Genomic DNA, 15720 nt, shown 5'->3' with positions numbered 1-15720 from the left:
TGGCTGCCGCATCACCTGGCCCGAGCCCCCTCCGAAAGAGCCGCCCATGAAACGCCTGTTGCTGTCCGCCGCCGCCGCCGTGTCCCTGCTGTCGCCCCTGGCCTGCGATCTGGAGAAGACGGGCAACCAGCTCTCCGCGGATCACGTCATGGTGGGCACGCTGCTGGCCACGCCGCAGGTGGACGTGTCCGCCACCGCGATGGCGGGCTACGATGCGGGGACCTTCGGCGACGGGGGCATGGACGTGGTGTCCTTCCCCGCGCAGACGGCGGCCTTCGTGTTCTTCGGGACGAAGTCGGGGGCGAACTCGCAGCCCGAGGGCGTCAGCGGGGCCACCGTGGCGTTGCAACCCGTGGGCTCGGCGACGCCGGTGGCGCTCAACGGCCAGGGCGGCGGCAGCTACGGCGTGACGAGCGACTCCACGGACGACCTGACGTACGCGTCGGGGGCCACGTACTCCTTCACGGCGAACAAGGACAACGTGCGGTACGTGGGCCAGGTGGAGAACTCGCCCACGAAGGAGGCCATCACGGCGCTGCATCCGGCGGAGGGCTTCGTGCGGCTCAACGCGAACACGGCCTTCGGCTTCGACAGGCCGGCGCCGCCTGCGAACACGGACCGCACGCTGGGCTTCGTCACGGTGGTGCCGTTGAGCGCGAACGGCGAGAAGGGCACGGCCACGTACTCCAACGTGCCGACGACGCCGGTGGAGTTCCTCCAACTGGCGGCGGTGCCGGCCACCTTCCGGGAGGCGCGCGTGACGATCCCCGGCACCGCGTTCCCGAACCCGAAGCAGACGTACCTGGTCATCTTCCAGGCCGTGCGCATGGGCGGCGCGGAGTCCGACAACCTCTTCCTGGGCAGCGTGATGCTGGCAGGCACCGCGGAAGTCGGCATCGTCCGGACGAACTGAGCGCCGGCTACCCCGCTTCGATGTCCAGGCCGATGCGCCCCTCCAGCTTGAGGCGCAGCAGGTGGCCGGCGAAGCGCTCCGCCTCCTCGCGGGTGAGGATGCTGCGGAAGTCCGGGCCGTCCGCGATCTCGACCTCCATCACGGCGCCGCGCTGGAGGAGGCGGAAGAAGTCCTCCCCTCCTCCGGGACGCGGCACGCGCAGGGGCACGAAGCCCTTCAGGGGCAGGACCTCCGCGCTGGCGTCGATGACGGACAGCAGTCCCCGGGCATCCGGGCGCACGCCGTCCTCGGGGACGGACTCCTCCGGGTAGAGCGGCGCGGGCGCGAGCGCCAGGTCCTCGGTGGAGTCATCGAAGAGGAAGCCGTAGCGCGAGGGCACGCGCGCGGTGAGCAGGTAGCAGAGCAGGACGGCTTCGTCCGGCCGCACGCGCGCGACGTGGAGGATGGAGCGCTCCGCGCCCACGCGGCGCAGCAGCAGCGTGAGGTGGGGCCGGAGGCTTTCGAGCGAGCGGCGGACGCGGTCCAACAGCGTGGCGCGCACTTCGGTGAACGCGGCCTGATAGCGGGCCTCGCTCTCCGCCTCACGCTGGAGGACGGCGTCGCGCGCCTTCGCGAGCTTGGATTCCGCGTCGCGCAGGAAGTCGCTGGCGGCGCCCTGCGGCTGGAGGCCCGGCCCCGAATTGCCACCGGAGTCCATGCCGGCCGCGCGCACCGCGCCCAGGAGGAAGGCGCCCTGCTGCGCGAGCCGCGCCTGCTCTTCGCGGAACTGGATGAGCGAAGCCGCGTGGTCGCGCTTCAACTCCGCCCAGGCGTCATAGGTGGACTCCAGCGTCTCCAGCGCGCGCAGCTGGCCCAGCGCGGACTCCGGCCCGGAGGTCATCCCGCCCCACGGCGTCTCCGGGTTCCGGGCGGACAGGGCCGCCGGGTCCACGGCGGGGACATCCACGGGCGTGTCGTGGCGCAGGGGCCGGGACACACGGCCCGGAGTCACCTGGGGCTCCTCCGTACCGGAAGGCGGGGTCTGCTTCGTCCGCCGATTCTTCGCCGCGCTCACGGTGCGTGCTCCTGACAGGACATGACCGGGAATCTCTGGCCATTGAAACACGAAAGCCCCTCCCCGCTCGCGGGAAGAGGCTTCGCGTGGACTTCAACGCCCGCCTGGAATCAGGTCGTGCGCGAACCCGGCGGCACCGTGGAGCCCGCGCCCTGCTGCGTCTCCGTGCCGCGCGCGTTGTTGATGGCGCCCACGAGCTTGTCCTGGCCGCCCTGCAGCCTGGTGCGCAGGTCGCCGCGCAGCTGCGTCCCCGGCTTGTCCGCGAGCAGCAGGCCCACGCCCACGCCCACCAGCAGGCCGGCGGCGAAGATGCCCAGCGCGGGCAGCGTCGCCTCCGCGGTGGTGCGGCGCGTCTCCAGGCCGACGAGGTCCAGCAGGTCGTCGCGGTCCAGCTTCTTCAAGTCCTTCAGGCTCAGCATGTCCGACTCCGGGGGAGGAGACTTCAGTGGAAAAAACAAACGCGTGTGGCGCGGATGAAACCTAGACGCTGCCCGACGGCGGCGGACCACGGCCCGTCTGGTAGCCCTGGAAGGCCGACTCGGCCATCCCGACCAGTTCGTCCTTCACGAAGGGCAGCGCGGCCAGCCGCACGCCCAGCTTCAGGATGCGCGCCGTCAGCGGCGTGAAGAGGCCTCCGCCCAGCACGTAGCCCACGCCCGCGGCGATGGCCAGGGTGCCGTACGGATTGCGCTCCACGCGGCCCTTCAGGTCCAGCGACTGCCCCAGGTCCGCCACCGCGCTGCGCGCGTTGTCGATGAACTGCTGCGCGTCAGAGCCCAGCTGATCCACCCGCTGGCCAAAGCCCGCGTCGTCAGCGTGCTCACCGGCGCTGCCATTGCCCGTCGTGCCCGAATACGTCGTCATGGTCGTGCTCCCTTCCAGGACCGTCCCGAAGGGCGGTCAGCGCGAGGCGATCCGGCCCACCAGGAAACCCACCGCGATGGCGCCCAGCAGGCACGTCCCGGGGTTCGCCCGGATGAAGCCCACCACCTGGCGGTTCAGGTCCACCAGGTTCTGCCGCGCCTCATCCACCTGCGGCATCACCTGGTCCTGAAGCTGCCGCGCCCGGTCCGACATCTGCTGCGGATTGATTTCCATGGAAGCCCTCTGCTGTGCGTTCGTTCTCGATGCGTCCAGAAAGAATGTGTTCATCACCGCCCGCCAGCGCCTGCCTTCAGCGCCGCGAGCCCACCACGTACCCCACCAGGAAGGCGGTCCCCACGCAGGCGTAGGGATGACGCCGCACCCACTGGCGCCAGTCGGTGGCCACCGCCACCTCCTCGCGCAGCGCGCTCACCGACGTGGCCAGGTCGGCCCGGGTGCGCTCGATTTCCTCGCGAAGCGCCGCGCTCGTGCGCGGCAGTGTTCCATTGCTAGCGGCCATCCCGCGACTCCTTGAAGACCTTGCCCGTGTCCTTGAGCGAGTTCACCCCGGGCGCCGCCACCGCCTGCGGGCGCGCCGAGGTGAGCGCCGCCATGCTGCGCGACAGCTCGCTCGCGCTGTCATCCATCATCTGCCGGGACTTCATGCGCTTCACCGCGCGCAGGATGCCGAAGCAGCCCCCGACGAGGTTCACGCCGCCCACCAGCGCCAACGCACCCGCCCACCCCAGCCAGGTGGCCAGGAGGGCCGCCAGCGCGCCGCAGACGAACGCGTAGCCCACGAGGAGGAAGGGCACGAACACGGCGATGCTCGCCACGTCCAGGCCCACCGCCTTCGCGTCCTCCGCGATCTCCAACCGCGCCAGCTGCAGGTGCTGCGTCACCAGCCGACTGAAGCCGTCCGCCATGCGCCCGACGAGTGCGGCCACGCCGCGATCCGTCTGTTCACTGCCCACGTGCATGCGCTCTCCGGCCGACGCTCACGTCCTGTGCGCGTGGGCGCCAACCTAGGCACCCCTGCCCGCCGCGACAACCACATCCCGGCGAAACTGTCCGGCGTTCGCAAGCGTCGGCCACTCAACGCGAGAAACCTCCGGACCCCCGTCACCCTAGCCCATCGCGCCGCGCTGACGCGGGTCCCTTAGCCGATCAACTCCACCGGCGGCGCCTGGGGCGGCTGCACGGGGATGGGCGCTTCAAAGCGCATGACGAGCGGCAGGTGGTCGGACGCCACCCGGCTCAGCGGGGTGCGGTGCGGCGTCACCGACACCGGGCGCACCCCCGAGTCCACGTAGATGCGGTCCAACCGGAACAACGGCAGCCGCGTGGGGTACGTGCGCGCGGCGGCGCCCAGTTCGAACGCGGCGTCGTGGATGGCCTCCCGCACCAGCGACGACACCGGCCCGTTGCCCCAGGAGTTGAAGTCCCCGCACACCACCATCGGGTCCTTGCGCGCCGCGTCCCGGAGCAGGTCCGCGGACAGGAGCAGCGACTCCTGCCGCCGCCGTTCACTCACCGACAGGCCCAGGTGGAGGCAGAAGACGTGCAACTGCTTGCCGTCCCCCAGGTCCAGGTCGCATCGCAGCGCGCCCCGGGGCTCGCGCCCCGTCACGCTGAGGTCGTAGTTCTTCGACTTGATGACGGGCAGCCGGCTGAGGATGGCGTTGCCGTAGCGCCGGCCGTTGCGGACCACGTTGGGCCCGAAGGCCATGTGCAGGCCCAGCATCTCCGCCAGGTGTTCGGGCTGATCCTCCCGGGACGTCTTGCCCCGGAAGTCGCCCACCTCCTGGAGGGCGACGATGTCCGCGTTCACCTCGCGGAGCACCGCGCCCACGCGGGACAGGTCGAAGTTCCCGTCCACGCCGATGCCGCTGTGGATGTTGTACGAGACGAGGGTCAGCTCCACGCGTCGTCCACCCTCCCCTTCGTCAGCCCGGGATGATGCGGCGGGCCGCCAGTCGGACCACTTCCAGGGGCAGCGCGGCCAGCCGCTGCACGGCCGACGCCACGTCGCCCACGCCGGACTGGATGGCCTTCAGCTGCCGGCGGGCCTCGTCGACCAGGTCCGTCAGCTGGCCCTGCGACGGCAGCGGCTCCTTCGTGGTCGGCAGGGCCCCGATGGGCGCCGTCGTCCCGATGATGGGCGCCGAGGCCGCCTTGCGCTTCTTGCCGCCCCCGCTGGAGCGCGCCGGCTGCGCGTGGCTGAACTTGGCGTCCGGCTCCGGACGGGCCAGCTCCTCCAGCTGACGCTCCATCTTGCGCGCCATGAGGATCTCCTCCGTCTGCGCGTGGCTCTTGCCGTAGTGGACGCCCTCCTGGTCGTCGACCATCACCTGCGAGGACTGGACGAGCTGCTCCTTGTCCCGCTGCCGCAGGCCGCGCTTCTGCACCGGCAACGTCTTGGGAACCTGGAAGTGGTCGAAGCTATAGGAGCGAGGCATGCGCGCTCTCCCTTTCGAAATCAATGCGCTGCGTTGATGGGGAGAAGCTAGGGAGCCCTCCTGCGTCCGTAACGGCTTGACAGTGAGGATCCGAGACGGCTGCCTGCCGCACGTCCGGCCAAGAACACACTTTCGCCTTCCAGGGCACGCAAGTACCGACAATGGCACGCGTTCGCCGCCCGCCTCCGGGGCGGGCGACCAGACGTCGGACAGCAGACCTCCAGGCGGGCCCTTTCGTCCGGCAGTGCGGCCAACCGACACCTGCCACGCCGGTCCGGGAAGGTTCCGCGCGCGCGTGGTGTAAAGAACGGCCCATGCCCGCCCGGAATCATTCCGCGTCCTCCGTCCTGCTCCTCACCCTGCTCGCCTCCGGGCCCTCGGCGCTCGCCGCCGCGCCGCCCGCCGCCCCCGCCTCCGGGCTGACGGGCGCCACGCCCACGCCGGGCCCTCGCGCGCCGGGCGCCGTCGTCCACGGTGAGATGGCCCCCCTGACGGTGAAGGCCGCCCAGGGCGCGGTGCTGGACCGGCCCGCGCTCGCGTTCCAGCCGACCAGCGCGAAGCCGGGGGATCCGGTGCTGGTGATGGTGCGCGGCGCGTCCGCGCTCCCCACCGGCACGCTGGGGGGCAGGCCGCTGCGCTTCTTCGCGTGGAAGGAGGGCCACGCCGCCCTCACCAGCCTCCCGGTGGAGCTCAACGCGGGCGCGGAGGTGCTGGACGTGGTGGCCCCCGGCAAGGGCCTGCCGGTGGCGCTGTCGGGCACGCTGGAGGTGCTGGCGCCGGGCTACCGCGAGCGCCAGCTGCGCGTGGCCGGCAAGTACGTGTCGCCGCCCAAGGCGGTGAAGGCGCGCATGGCGGCGGACCGCAAGGCGTTCGCCGAGGCGTTCGCGCAGCCGTTCCAGGCGCCGCTGTTCGGACAGAACTTCGCGTGGCCCCGGCAGGACACGGTGACGGCGCCCTTCGGCGACCGCCGCTCGTTCAACGGCAAGCTGCAGAGCCAGCACTTCGGCGTGGACCTGGATGGCGACCCGGGCGCGCCGGTGTTCGCCGCCAACGACGGCACGGTGGTGATGGCGCGCGACAACTACGCCTCCGGCAACACCGTGCTCGTGCACCACGGCGCGGGCCTCTACACCGCGTACTTCCACCTGTCGCGCATCGACGTGAAGAACGGCGCGCGGGTGAAGCTGGGGGACGGGCTGGGGCTGGTGGGCAGCACCGGCCGCGTCACCGGTCCCCACCTCCACTGGGGTGTGAAGGCGGACGACCGGTGGGTGGATGGCCAGACGCTGCTCAAGCTGGACTTCCTGGGCGAGCAGGAGTCGCCGGGCGTGGCCGTCAGCTCACCCGACCTGGCGAATCCCTAGCGCCTCGTCGGGCGTCACCGGTTCGCGCGCGTGGAGCTGCACCACCGCCGCGCCCGCCTCGTGCGCGCGGCGGACTACCGGTCCTTCCACTGCGGGGGACGCTTCTCCAGGAAGGCCGTCACGCCCTCGGCCGCGTCGTCCGCGAGCACGTTCAACGACAGCTGCGAGGACAGGAACTCCAGCGCGGCCGGCAGCGTCAGGTCCTCCGCCGTGAAGAAGGCGCGGCGGCCCAGGGCCAGCACCGCCTGGCTCTTGCCGGCGAGCTTCCCCGCGAGCGCGGCCACCGTGGCGTCCAGCTCCGCGGCGGGCACCACGCGGTTGAGCAGGCCCAGCGCCAGGGCGTCGCGCGCGGGCAGCCGGTCCCCGGTGAGCACCAGCTCCAGCGCGCGCTTGCGGCCCAGGTGCCGCTGCAGCAGCGCCATCATCATCATGGGGAAGAGCCCCACGTCGATTTCGGGGGTGCCCAGGTCCGCGCCCTCCACGGCCACGGCCAGGTCGCACGCGAGCACCAGGCCCAGCCCGCCCGCCAGCGCGTGGCCGTTGACGCGGGCCACGGTGGGCTTGCGCACCTCCTGGAAGCGCGTGAGCAGCCGCCCGTAGGAGCGCCGCCCCTCGTGCGTGGCCAGGAAGCCGCCGTCCCCGGCGAGCGCCCCCAGGTCCCCGCCCGCGCAGAACGCCTTCTCCCCCGCGCCGGTGAGCACGAGCACGCGCACCGCCGGATCCGCGTCCGCGCGCTCCAGCGCGTCGAGCAGGCCTTGAATCACGCCGGGCGACAGCGCGTTGCGCGCCCTCGGCCGATCAATGGTCAGCCGCGCTTGGGCGCCTTCGACTTCGTACCGGACTTCTCCCGCTTCCATGTGGACTCCTCCGGGGGGGGCTCGCTCTTTGGATCGTCGACCTTCGACGGCTCGCCCTTCAACGGCTCGGGCTGGGACGGCGCGCTTCGGGAAGGCTCGCCGGTGGAGACCAGGACGCCGTGGAGGAAGGAGTCGGCGATCTGCGCCTTGGCTCGCTCCAGCATCACGGTGTCGCGCGCGTCCGCGAGGCCCACCACGAAGGCCGTGAGCCCCATCTCGATGGAGCCGAAGAGGAGCGCGGAGGCGAGCAGCGGGTCCACGTCCGGGCGCAGCTCCCCGGACTCCTTCGCGCGGGTGAACATCTGCGCGCTCAGGCGGATGACGTCCACGAAGGCCGTCTGCCGGTTGATGCGGGCCCCCGCGGGGCTGCGGGCGATTTCAAGGATGAGGACCTTCACCGCGCGCGGGTCGACACGGTAGGCCTCGAAGGCCACGTCCGCGATGCGGCGCACCTTGTCCACCAGCGGGCCTTCGCTCTCCGCCACCAGCCGCGCGCGGGAGATGAAGCCGCTCCAGCCCGTCTCGAAGACGGTCTCCAGCAGCTCATCCTTGTTCTTGAAGTAGTGGTAGACGAGCCCGTACGCGACGCCCGCCTCCTTGGCGACGTCCGCGATGCGGCAGCCGTGGTAGCCCTTGCGGGCGAACACGTCGATGGCGGCCCGCAGGATGGTCCGGCGACGCTCGCTCTCCCGCGTCCCGGCTTCCGGTGCCGACTTCTGCTGGCCCACGCGTCCTCCCATGGCTGGTTGATTCGAAAATCAGTCAGCCACGCTACGGACGCAGGGCCCCGGGGTCAATCCTTACGTGGGGCCTTCCGCCACGCCGAGGGGGAGGCGGGCGGAAGGCTTTGGATGGGCGACAGCCTGCCTGGAAGGCGTCAGGCGGCCGAGCCGTTGAACATCACCCGGGCGACCCCCAGGAGGCGGTCCACGTCCCGGGCGTTGAGGCCCCGGGCGCGGGCGAAGTCCGACAAGGGACGCAGCAGATCCTCCGTCTGGGCGGGCGTCTGTTCGGTGCCCGTGAAGAGCTCACCGAGGCTGACGCTGAGGGCGTTGGAGAGCGCCGCGAGCGTCTCCACATGGGGGACACGCTCGCCGCGCTCGATCATCGACAGGAAGGACACGCTGATCTGTGCCCGCTCAGCGAGCTCCTCCTGCGTCCATCGCTCCGGGCGCTGCGTGCGAAGCTCGCGAATGCGCTGGCCAATTCTTTTTCCGAGGTCCGACACGAAAGACTTCTCCTGGGGGGGATGTTTCGAGGTGAGTGCAACCCTCGCGTACGACGGGTGATTCCTAACCCCCCGAACCGAAGGATCCGAAACCGGCGACGCTGAAATTCACACCGGCGAATTCCGGCGACTGATTGCGCCGCAGGATCACCACCCCCTCGATGCGCCAACAGTCACAGGCGGGCCCGTAGGACACGCCAAAGGTCTGCTGGGCAAGGGGCTGACTTTCCTGGGTAGACGGATCCTTATAGAGGGGCTGCACCAACGCTTCGTATCGCAACCCGAGCCCGAATCCGAGCTTGATTCGCGTACCGGCAGTGAGAGCCTGCGTCCGTTCGGTCGGTGAGGGGTCGAGCTGATCGGTGTGTGACGGCAGGGGGCGGGGTGCGTCTCCCACCAGCATGTCAATGCCCCGCCGCACGAAGTCGGGCCCCTGCGCGAGCGGATCCAACCCCCGGTCGATGGAGAGCTGCTTCACCGCGAGCAGGTCGTCGTAGCGGCCGTACAGCGCGTTGCCCTTGCCGTTGTCGATGGTGAAGTCGGCGCCCAGCTGGGTGAGGTTCCCCGTCGTGGGGTCCATGCGCACGAGGGCGCCCGCGGTGAGGACGCCGGCGCTGGCGGACAGGCGCGCGAAGGTGTCGCGCAGCACGCCGCCCTGCACGGAGTCCCGTCCGGCGATGGGGGCATGGCGGGACAAGTCGAAGCCCTGACCGATGCGCAGGCGCAGGGGTTCGCGGGTGGTGGGGCCCTTGCGCACGCGCAGCGACTGGTCCACGGCGACCACGGCCTGGAGGAAGCCCCGCACGCGGCCGTCGGACTGGAGCGGCACCGCGGTGTCCACCTCGTCGTAGACGAGCGGCACGGTGCCGGGGCCCTCCGCCCGCGCGGCGGTGAGCGTCCGGCCCCAGCCGCCGGGCACGTAGCGCAGCGCCACCGACGGGGACACCGTGTGGCGGTAGAGCGTGTCCTTGTCGGTGAACGTGCGGGCCAGCTGCGAGTCCAGCACCAGGTCCGCCATCGGGTAGCCGCGCTGGGCGGTGCGGCCGGAGGACTCGCCCACGGAGAAGTCCTGGCGCACCGCCAGCGACGGCGTCAGCCGCGCCCAGGGGCCCAGCCCGTAGGACGTGGACAGGCGCGGCAGCAGGGTGACGCGGTCGCGGCCCTCGCGCTCGGAGGCGTCGAGGCGGCCATTGCCCTCCAGTTCGTCCACGGGGAGGCTGAAGTAGTCGACGTTCAGCGGCGCGGACGCCGGGCGCCAGAGGCCGTACGGCGCGAACATGCCGTCCCGGCCGTCGTCCGCGAAGGCGCTGCGCAGGGGCGACAGGCGGCTGTACTCCACCTGCATCCCGCCCATCACGCTCCCGCCGAAGAGGGGCCGCTCGGGGAGGGCCAGGGTGATGCCCGGCAGCCGCTGGAAGGTCGTGGGCCCGTGGGGGTCCACCGCGACGTTGTCCGGGGTGGCCACCGCGGGGATGACGTTCATCCTGAAGAAGCGGTAGGGGTAGCGCAGGTCCTGGCGCAGCGACACGTCCAGCCCCAGGTAGCGGTCCTCCTTGCGCTGGTACACGACGGCGCTGCTGCGCAGGTAGTTGTTGTTCTGCACCAGCAGGTCGGCGGTGAGGTCGCGCGTGTAGAAGCCGTCCGACACGACGTACGCGTCCACCCGATCATACCAGCCGTCACCCAGGTCCTGCGTGTGCTGCCAGGAGGCTTCGCCCCGGAGCCCGCGCTTCTCGTCCACGATCTGCTGGGACAGCTGGGTGGGCGGATCCGTGGCGAAGTCATAGGGCCGGAAGAACGCCCCGGTGATGGGGTTCAGCCGGGGCCGCAGGTCGTAGAGCAGGCCCAGCGTGGCGCGGCCCCGGGTGCGGTCGCTGGGGACGTAGCGGAACTCCGTGTGCAGCCGGGGCCCCTGCACGCCGTTGGGGCGCGGCTCGCGGACGACCACGTCGTTCACGACGTTGTCGATGTCGCCTCCGCCCGTGTAGTAGCCGGGCGTGAGGGTGATGTCGTAGCTCTCCCCCAGCGTGAGGAAGACGGGCACGTCCAGCGCGAAGCCGTTGAGGCCGGAGTTGGCCGGGCGGGGAATCAGCAGGCCGGAGCGGCGCTCGGCCAGGGGCAGGTACAGCCACGGCAGCGCGAACACCGGCACCGAGCGCACGTACACCACGGGCCAGGTGAGGATGGCCCGCTCACCCATGACGACGCTGGCCTCCTTCGCCTCCACGCGCCAGCCAGGCTCACCCGGGCCGCACTGGCACGGCGTGAAGGCCAGGCCGTCCACGGAGAAGGACGCCTCCCCGGTGCGGCGGATGCGCGTGCCGCTCAGCAGGACGGGCGTCTCCCCCAGCTTGCGCAGTTCGTCCGGGGTCTTCGCGGCCTGGAGGGCTTCAGGCGTGACGCCCTTCTTCTGCATGAAGAGGCCGCCCTTCACGTTGGCCTCGTTGGAGCGCAGGTCCACGCGCACGTCGTCCGCGATGGCCGCCAGCGTGCCGCTGACGAACATCACGTTGCCGGTGGCGGTGGCCACCTGGGTGGCCTCGTTGTACGTGACCTCGTCCGCGCGCAGGACGTTGTCGCCGCTGCGCAGCTCGCAGTGGCCCCGCGCGGTGAGGATGTCCGATTCGTAGACGACGTAGTCTGCCGCCAGCTCCACGACCTCGCCGGTGGGCAGTTCCACCTGGGTGGCCAGCGGAATCTGGGCCGACACCAGGAGCGTCAGGGCGACCGGAGCAAGGAAGGTCATGCAGGGGGCGGGGGTGGTGGGCGCCGTGCCGGCAACGGCGCCCGCCCCGTCCTAGCGGCCCGGACGCGGGAAGTCGAGGGTGATGAGCCCCCCGTCCTGCCGCGTCTGGTAGCGAACGCCCTGCCGCAGCTGGATGACGACGCGCACGGTGTTGCCGGCGCCGGCGAACGCCTCCACGCGCGTCACCGCCGACGGGAAGAAGTGCGTGTCCAGGGGCAGCGTGTTGTTGGACTCCACCACGCGCGTGTTCTCCAGCTCCAGCACCACCTGGTTGCCGGACTCGCTCACGTTGTAGGCCACCGCTTCGTTGGTGCGCACGAACACGCGCGAGCTGTCCGGCTGCTGCTGGAAGCCCACCAGCGTCATCGTCTTGCGGCGCGACGACGTCTGTCCCCCGCCGCGCGCGCGCGCCGCGCTGCCCTGGCTCGGGGCGCGCGAGGGCGTCGCGCGGGACGCCACCGTCCGCTCCTGGCGGCGCTCGCGGGCCTCCTGGGCCTGCTGGCGCTTCGCCTCGGCGGCGGCGACGCGGGCCTGCTGCTGCTCCTCGCGGCGGGCCTGGGCGGAGGCCTGGGCCTGCTCCTGCTGCTGGCGCTTCGCCTCGGCGGCGGCCTGCGCGGCGGCGCGCTTCTCCTCCGCGGCGGCCTGGGCCGCGGCGCGCTTCTCCTCCGCGGCGGCCTGGGCCGCGGCGCGCTGCTGCTCCTGGGTGTTCTTCGCGGAGGCCTGGGCCTGCTCCTGCTGCTGGCGCTTCGCCTCGGCGGCGGCCTGTTCGGTGGCGCGGCGCTCGTCCTCCGCGCGCTTCGCGGCCACGCGGGCGTCCTCCTCCTGGCGCTTGCGCTCGGCGACGGCGGCCTCCTCGGAGGCCCGGCGCTCCGCGTCCTGGCGCTGCGAGGCGAGGCGGGCCTCCTCCTGCTTCTGGCGCTCGGTGTCCGCGTCCGCCTTGGCGCGGGCGGCGGCCTCGGCGGCGGCCTTCTCCTGGGCCTCGCGGTCCGCGCGGGCGGCGTCGGCGGCGGCCCTGGCGGCCTTCTCCTGGGCCTCGCGGTCCGACGCGGCGGCGCGGGCCGCGTCCTGGGCGTTGGCCCCGGTGGGCGCGTTGCCCGCGGCCGCGGTGCCCTGCGGCTGCGCCGGCGTGTTCGCGGCGACGGCCGCCCCGCCGCCGCCCAGGACCTTCACCACCAGCGTGTTGCCGGAGGACTGGATGTCGGTCTCCACCTCGCGCTCGTAGCCGATGAGGATGCGCGCGATGGAGGCGGACTCGGTGCCGTACGTGGCGGTGCGGATGCCGGTGACGGTGCCGTTGCCCACCGGCTGCTCCTCATCCACGCCCTGGAAGACGGCGCCGGACACGTCCAGCACCAGCCGGGGGGGATCCGTCATGGTGAAGCTGTTGAAGTCCGGCTTCTTGCTGCCGGTGATCTCCACCGTCCCACCGTTCACGCTGATGCGGGTGATGGTGTTGAGGTCCGCCGGCGCCGACTGCTGCGCCAGCGCCACCAGGGGCACGAGCACCCATCCGAGCAGCGACACCGCAAAGGCCTTCATCGACCACTCCCATTGACGTACGTCAGAGGCGCGCGAAATTAGCACGCAGCCGGGAGGCTCCAACTTTTCAGGTCGGCCGGAACGTCCGCGCTTCAACGCAAGCGAGGCAGGCTTGGCGAGCGCGTGCGGTGCGTGCGTGTGTATTCAATGAGATTCTTGATGTCGTAGCAGATCTGCCGGATGTCGTGCCCCATGGTCAGCTCGACGTGGCTGTTGCCCTTCACGGGCCGCCACAGCAGGTATTCGCTCTTCGCCGCGCGATACACGCTGCGGGTGGACTCCACGGAGGCCAGTGGATCCAGGTCCCCGAAGATGATGGCCATGGGGATTTCAATCTTCCCGAAGCCGCGCTTGAAGTCGTAGTCGGTGCGGTAGCAGACCATCTCGCCCCGGCGGATCCACCGGGCGAACTGCTCAATCACCTTGCGCGGCTCGCGCTCGCCGCCCTCGCGCAGCAGCCAGCGGATGTCGTCGCGGCTGACGCGTTCGGTGTTGACCAGCCGGTTCAGCTTGCGCGTGAAACGCTGATACAGCTTGGAGTCATCCGCCTGCGCCAGCTGTCGCTCCGCGAACTTCAGGACGACGTCCACCGGCACCGCGTTGAACACGAGCGACTTCGGGGTGTCCCCCGTCAGGCGCTTCTGGAGCTCCGGGTTGAAGGCGCCCGCCCCCTTCGCCAGCAGCGAGCGGCCGAACGACGTCGCGCGGCGGTTCAGGTTCATCCCGCCCAGCGCCATGTCCACCGCGCTGGCCAGCAGCGGCGAGCCGTGCGCCAGCATGCGCAGCAGCATGAACCCGCGCCCCAGGTCCGCGGGAGCGCCAATGGTGATGAGGCCCTCGAAGTCGTCGTGGATGCCGGCGTAGCCGTAGCCCAGCATGCCGCCCATGGAGTGGCCGCAATAGAAGACGCGCTCGCGGCGGGTGATGCGCTTCACGCCGGAGACGGCCGCCGGCAGGTCGTAGAGGAAGTAGCTGTCCAGGTCCCAGCCGTAGTCCAGGTCCGTGGGCAGCGGGCGCTTGAAGCGCTCGGCGCGCTCCTTCTGGAACGCGATGGAGCTCTTGCCGTGCCCGCGCAGCTCCAGGATGTGGATGTCCACGCCGAAGAACAGCAGGTTCTTGACGAACTGGCCGCTGGTCCAGGTGTGCCGGTTCTGGGAGAAGCCGTGCACGAGCAGCAGCGGCTCACCGAACAGCGGCTGCGCGAACGCCTGTTTCACCGGCCGGTATCGCGTGATGACGAGCGACCATCCGTCCGCCGTCTCCACCACGTAGTTCGTCTTCGAGTACAGCGCCCGGAAGTCGACTTCATCGACGGTGGGCATCGGAGGGCCCGGGAGGGCCGATCTCCAGTCCGGCAGGCGCATGTCTCAAAGTTACTGCCGCTGCTGCGCTGCGCCAAGGTTTCACGCGAGCAATCGCTTCACGGCGCCGACCAGGAAGAGGGAACCTGTACAAAGGACCCATCCCCCCGGGTTGCCGTCAGCATCGACCCGGGCTCCGGCCAGGGCCTCCGCCAGGGAGGCATGGGCGACCACGCGTGAACACGCGGCGCGCGCTTCGTCCAGGTATCGCTCCGGCGCCAGCGAGCGCGGCGTGTCCAGCGGCGCGAGGTGGACGGAGGCTGCCCGCGGAAACAGGGCGCGCATCATGGGGCCCCGGTCCTTGTCCGCCACCACCCCGAACACCAGGTGCAGGGGACGCCCCGCGTAGAGGGCATCCAGGGCCTCCAGCAGCACCGCCACGCCCGCCGGGTTGTGGGCCCCGTCCACCACCACCGGGGGATGGGCCGCCACCTCTTCCAGCCGGCCGGGCCAGCGCGCGGAGGCCAGCCCCTCCCGGGCCGCCTCCGGGGTCACCGCCACGCCCCGCGCCTGGAGGGCTTCCAGGCAGGCCAGGGCCACCGCCGCGTTCTGCCGCTGGTAGGGTCCCCGCAGGGACAGCGTCAGGCCGTCGAGCGACCAGACAGGCCCCCGGTACGCCAGCCCGCCGTCGGCGCCGGCCTCCAGGTGGAAGTCGCGCCCCTCCACGACGACGGGGACGCCCAGCTGTCCGGCGCGGCGCAGCAGCGCGTCCATCGCCTCCGGCTCCTGGCGCGAGAGCACCACCGGCACGGAGGGCTTGAAGATGCCCGCCTTCTCCCAGGCGATGTCCCGGAGCGTGTGGCCCAGGTACTCCATGTGGTCGAAGGACACCGGGGTGACGCAGGTGACGACGGGGCTCGCGGCGCTGGTGGCGTCAAGCCGTCCGCCGAGGCCGGTCTCCAGCACGGCCACGTCCACGCGCTCCCGCGAGAAGTGCCAGAGGGCGACCACGGTGCCGAACTCGAAGTACGTCATCGGGTCCGTCAGCGCGGAGGGGCAGCGCTCCAGCACCTCCAGGATGCGCTGCCCGAAGACGTCGTCCGGGATGTCCTCGCCCGCCACGCGGATGCGCTCGTTGACGCGCACCAGGTGCGGCGACGTGTAGAGCCCCACGCGGTGGCCGGCGGCTTCGAGCGCGCGGGCCACGAAGGCGCAGGTGCTGCCCTTGCCGTTGGTGCCGGCGACGTGCAGCGCCGGGTAGTCCCGCTCCGGGTGGCCCAACGCGAGGAGCGCGTCCCGCACCCGCTCCAGCCCCAGCTTGATGCCGGAGGGGTTGAGCGCCTGGAAGAAGCGCAGGGCCTCTTCGGGAGTGCGGGGCGCGTCCATGGCGGAAGA

Annotated in this window: 17 protein-coding genes; 2 read left to right on the top strand and 15 right to left on the bottom strand. The window is 71.5% G+C overall.

All coding sequences use genetic code 11. The annotated features are described in order from the left end of the window. Window positions 1-46: 46 nt before the first annotated feature. Entirely contained in the window at window positions 47-913 is an 867-nt protein-coding gene (locus OV207_RS23750) for a hypothetical protein (protein WP_267557465.1), read from the top strand. A 7-nt stretch (window positions 914-920) separates the two neighbouring features. On the opposite strand, the gene OV207_RS23745 is transcribed toward OV207_RS23750, so the two are convergent. The 8 genes from OV207_RS23745 to OV207_RS23710 all read right to left on the bottom strand — a co-directional run bounded on the left by OV207_RS23745 (window position 921) and on the right by OV207_RS23710 (window position 5290). Next, window positions 921-1793, bottom strand: a complete 873-nt coding sequence (locus OV207_RS23745) for a hypothetical protein (RefSeq protein ID WP_267557642.1) — start codon at window positions 1791-1793, stop codon at window positions 921-923. A gap of 284 nt (window positions 1794-2077) precedes the next feature. Then, window positions 2078-2386 carry a YtxH domain-containing protein gene (locus tag OV207_RS23740; RefSeq protein ID WP_193429827.1) on the bottom strand — a complete coding sequence of 103 codons (309 nt, stop codon included), beginning with the start codon at window positions 2384-2386 and terminating at the stop codon, window positions 2078-2080. A gap of 61 nt (window positions 2387-2447) precedes the next feature. Next, on the bottom strand, window positions 2448-2831 hold the full coding sequence (locus tag OV207_RS23735; RefSeq protein ID WP_193429826.1) for a hypothetical protein: 384 nt from the start codon (window positions 2829-2831) through the stop codon (window positions 2448-2450). A 36-nt stretch (window positions 2832-2867) separates the two neighbouring features. Continuing rightward, window positions 2868-3065, bottom strand: a complete 198-nt coding sequence (locus OV207_RS23730; RefSeq protein ID WP_120532066.1) for a hypothetical protein — start codon at window positions 3063-3065, stop codon at window positions 2868-2870. A 76-nt stretch (window positions 3066-3141) separates the two neighbouring features. Further along, entirely contained in the window at window positions 3142-3351 is a 210-nt protein-coding gene (locus OV207_RS23725; protein WP_193429825.1) for a DUF3618 domain-containing protein, read from the bottom strand. Continuing rightward, entirely contained in the window at window positions 3341-3811 is a 471-nt protein-coding gene (locus OV207_RS23720) for a phage holin family protein (RefSeq protein ID WP_267557462.1), read from the bottom strand. The genes OV207_RS23725 and OV207_RS23720 overlap by 11 nt, the downstream gene beginning before the upstream one ends. Window positions 3812-3990: 179 nt before the next feature. Further along, a complete protein-coding gene (locus OV207_RS23715; protein ID WP_193429823.1) occupies window positions 3991-4755 on the bottom strand; it encodes an endonuclease/exonuclease/phosphatase family protein in 765 nt (254 codons plus the stop codon). A 22-nt stretch (window positions 4756-4777) separates the two neighbouring features. Next, the gene (locus OV207_RS23710; RefSeq protein ID WP_267557460.1) at window positions 4778-5290 is read right to left on the bottom strand and encodes a hypothetical protein; all 513 of its coding nucleotides are present in this window, start codon (window positions 5288-5290) and stop codon (window positions 4778-4780) included. Window positions 5291-5604: 314 nt separating this feature from the next. Here OV207_RS23710 and OV207_RS23705 point away from each other — a divergent pair, with 314 nt between their 5' ends. After that, complete coding sequence (locus OV207_RS23705) at window positions 5605-6654, top strand: M23 family metallopeptidase (protein WP_267557457.1); 1050 nt, start codon at window positions 5605-5607, stop codon at window positions 6652-6654. Between the two features lie 74 nt (window positions 6655-6728). Here the strand turns inward: OV207_RS23705 and OV207_RS23700 are convergent, their stop codons facing one another. From OV207_RS23700 to OV207_RS23670, 7 genes are all read right to left on the bottom strand, one after another. Beyond that, the gene (locus OV207_RS23700) at window positions 6729-7511 is read right to left on the bottom strand and encodes an enoyl-CoA hydratase/isomerase family protein (RefSeq protein ID WP_267557455.1); all 783 of its coding nucleotides are present in this window, start codon (window positions 7509-7511) and stop codon (window positions 6729-6731) included. Continuing rightward, window positions 7460-8239, bottom strand: coding sequence for a TetR/AcrR family transcriptional regulator (locus OV207_RS23695; RefSeq protein ID WP_267557452.1), 780 nt, complete (start codon window positions 8237-8239; stop codon window positions 7460-7462). The genes OV207_RS23700 and OV207_RS23695 overlap by 52 nt, the downstream gene beginning before the upstream one ends. A 149-nt stretch (window positions 8240-8388) precedes the next feature. Further along, the gene (locus OV207_RS23690) at window positions 8389-8739 is read right to left on the bottom strand and encodes a helix-turn-helix domain-containing protein (RefSeq protein WP_014398120.1); all 351 of its coding nucleotides are present in this window, start codon (window positions 8737-8739) and stop codon (window positions 8389-8391) included. Between the two features lie 64 nt (window positions 8740-8803). After that, on the bottom strand, window positions 8804-11485 hold the full coding sequence (locus OV207_RS23685; RefSeq protein WP_267557447.1) for an LPS-assembly protein LptD: 2682 nt from the start codon (window positions 11483-11485) through the stop codon (window positions 8804-8806). 51 nt (window positions 11486-11536) lie between these two features. Next, window positions 11537-13024 (bottom strand): AMIN domain-containing protein, encoded by a 1488-nt coding sequence (locus OV207_RS23680; protein WP_267557445.1) that lies wholly within the window; start codon window positions 13022-13024, stop codon window positions 11537-11539. Between the two features lie 92 nt (window positions 13025-13116). Then, complete coding sequence (locus OV207_RS23675; protein WP_324291560.1) at window positions 13117-14388, bottom strand: alpha/beta fold hydrolase; 1272 nt, start codon at window positions 14386-14388, stop codon at window positions 13117-13119. A gap of 39 nt (window positions 14389-14427) precedes the next feature. Beyond that, entirely contained in the window at window positions 14428-15711 is a 1284-nt protein-coding gene (locus tag OV207_RS23670; protein WP_267557440.1) for a bifunctional folylpolyglutamate synthase/dihydrofolate synthase, read from the bottom strand. Between the last annotated feature and the right edge of the window lie 9 nt (window positions 15712-15720).

This window comes from Corallococcus sp. BB11-1, assembly GCF_026626625.1.
GTDB lineage: Bacteria > Myxococcota > Myxococcia > Myxococcales > Myxococcaceae > Corallococcus > Corallococcus soli.
The sequence above is the reverse complement of the archived record's forward strand: the minus strand, read 5'-3'. Positions and strand labels throughout refer to the sequence as shown.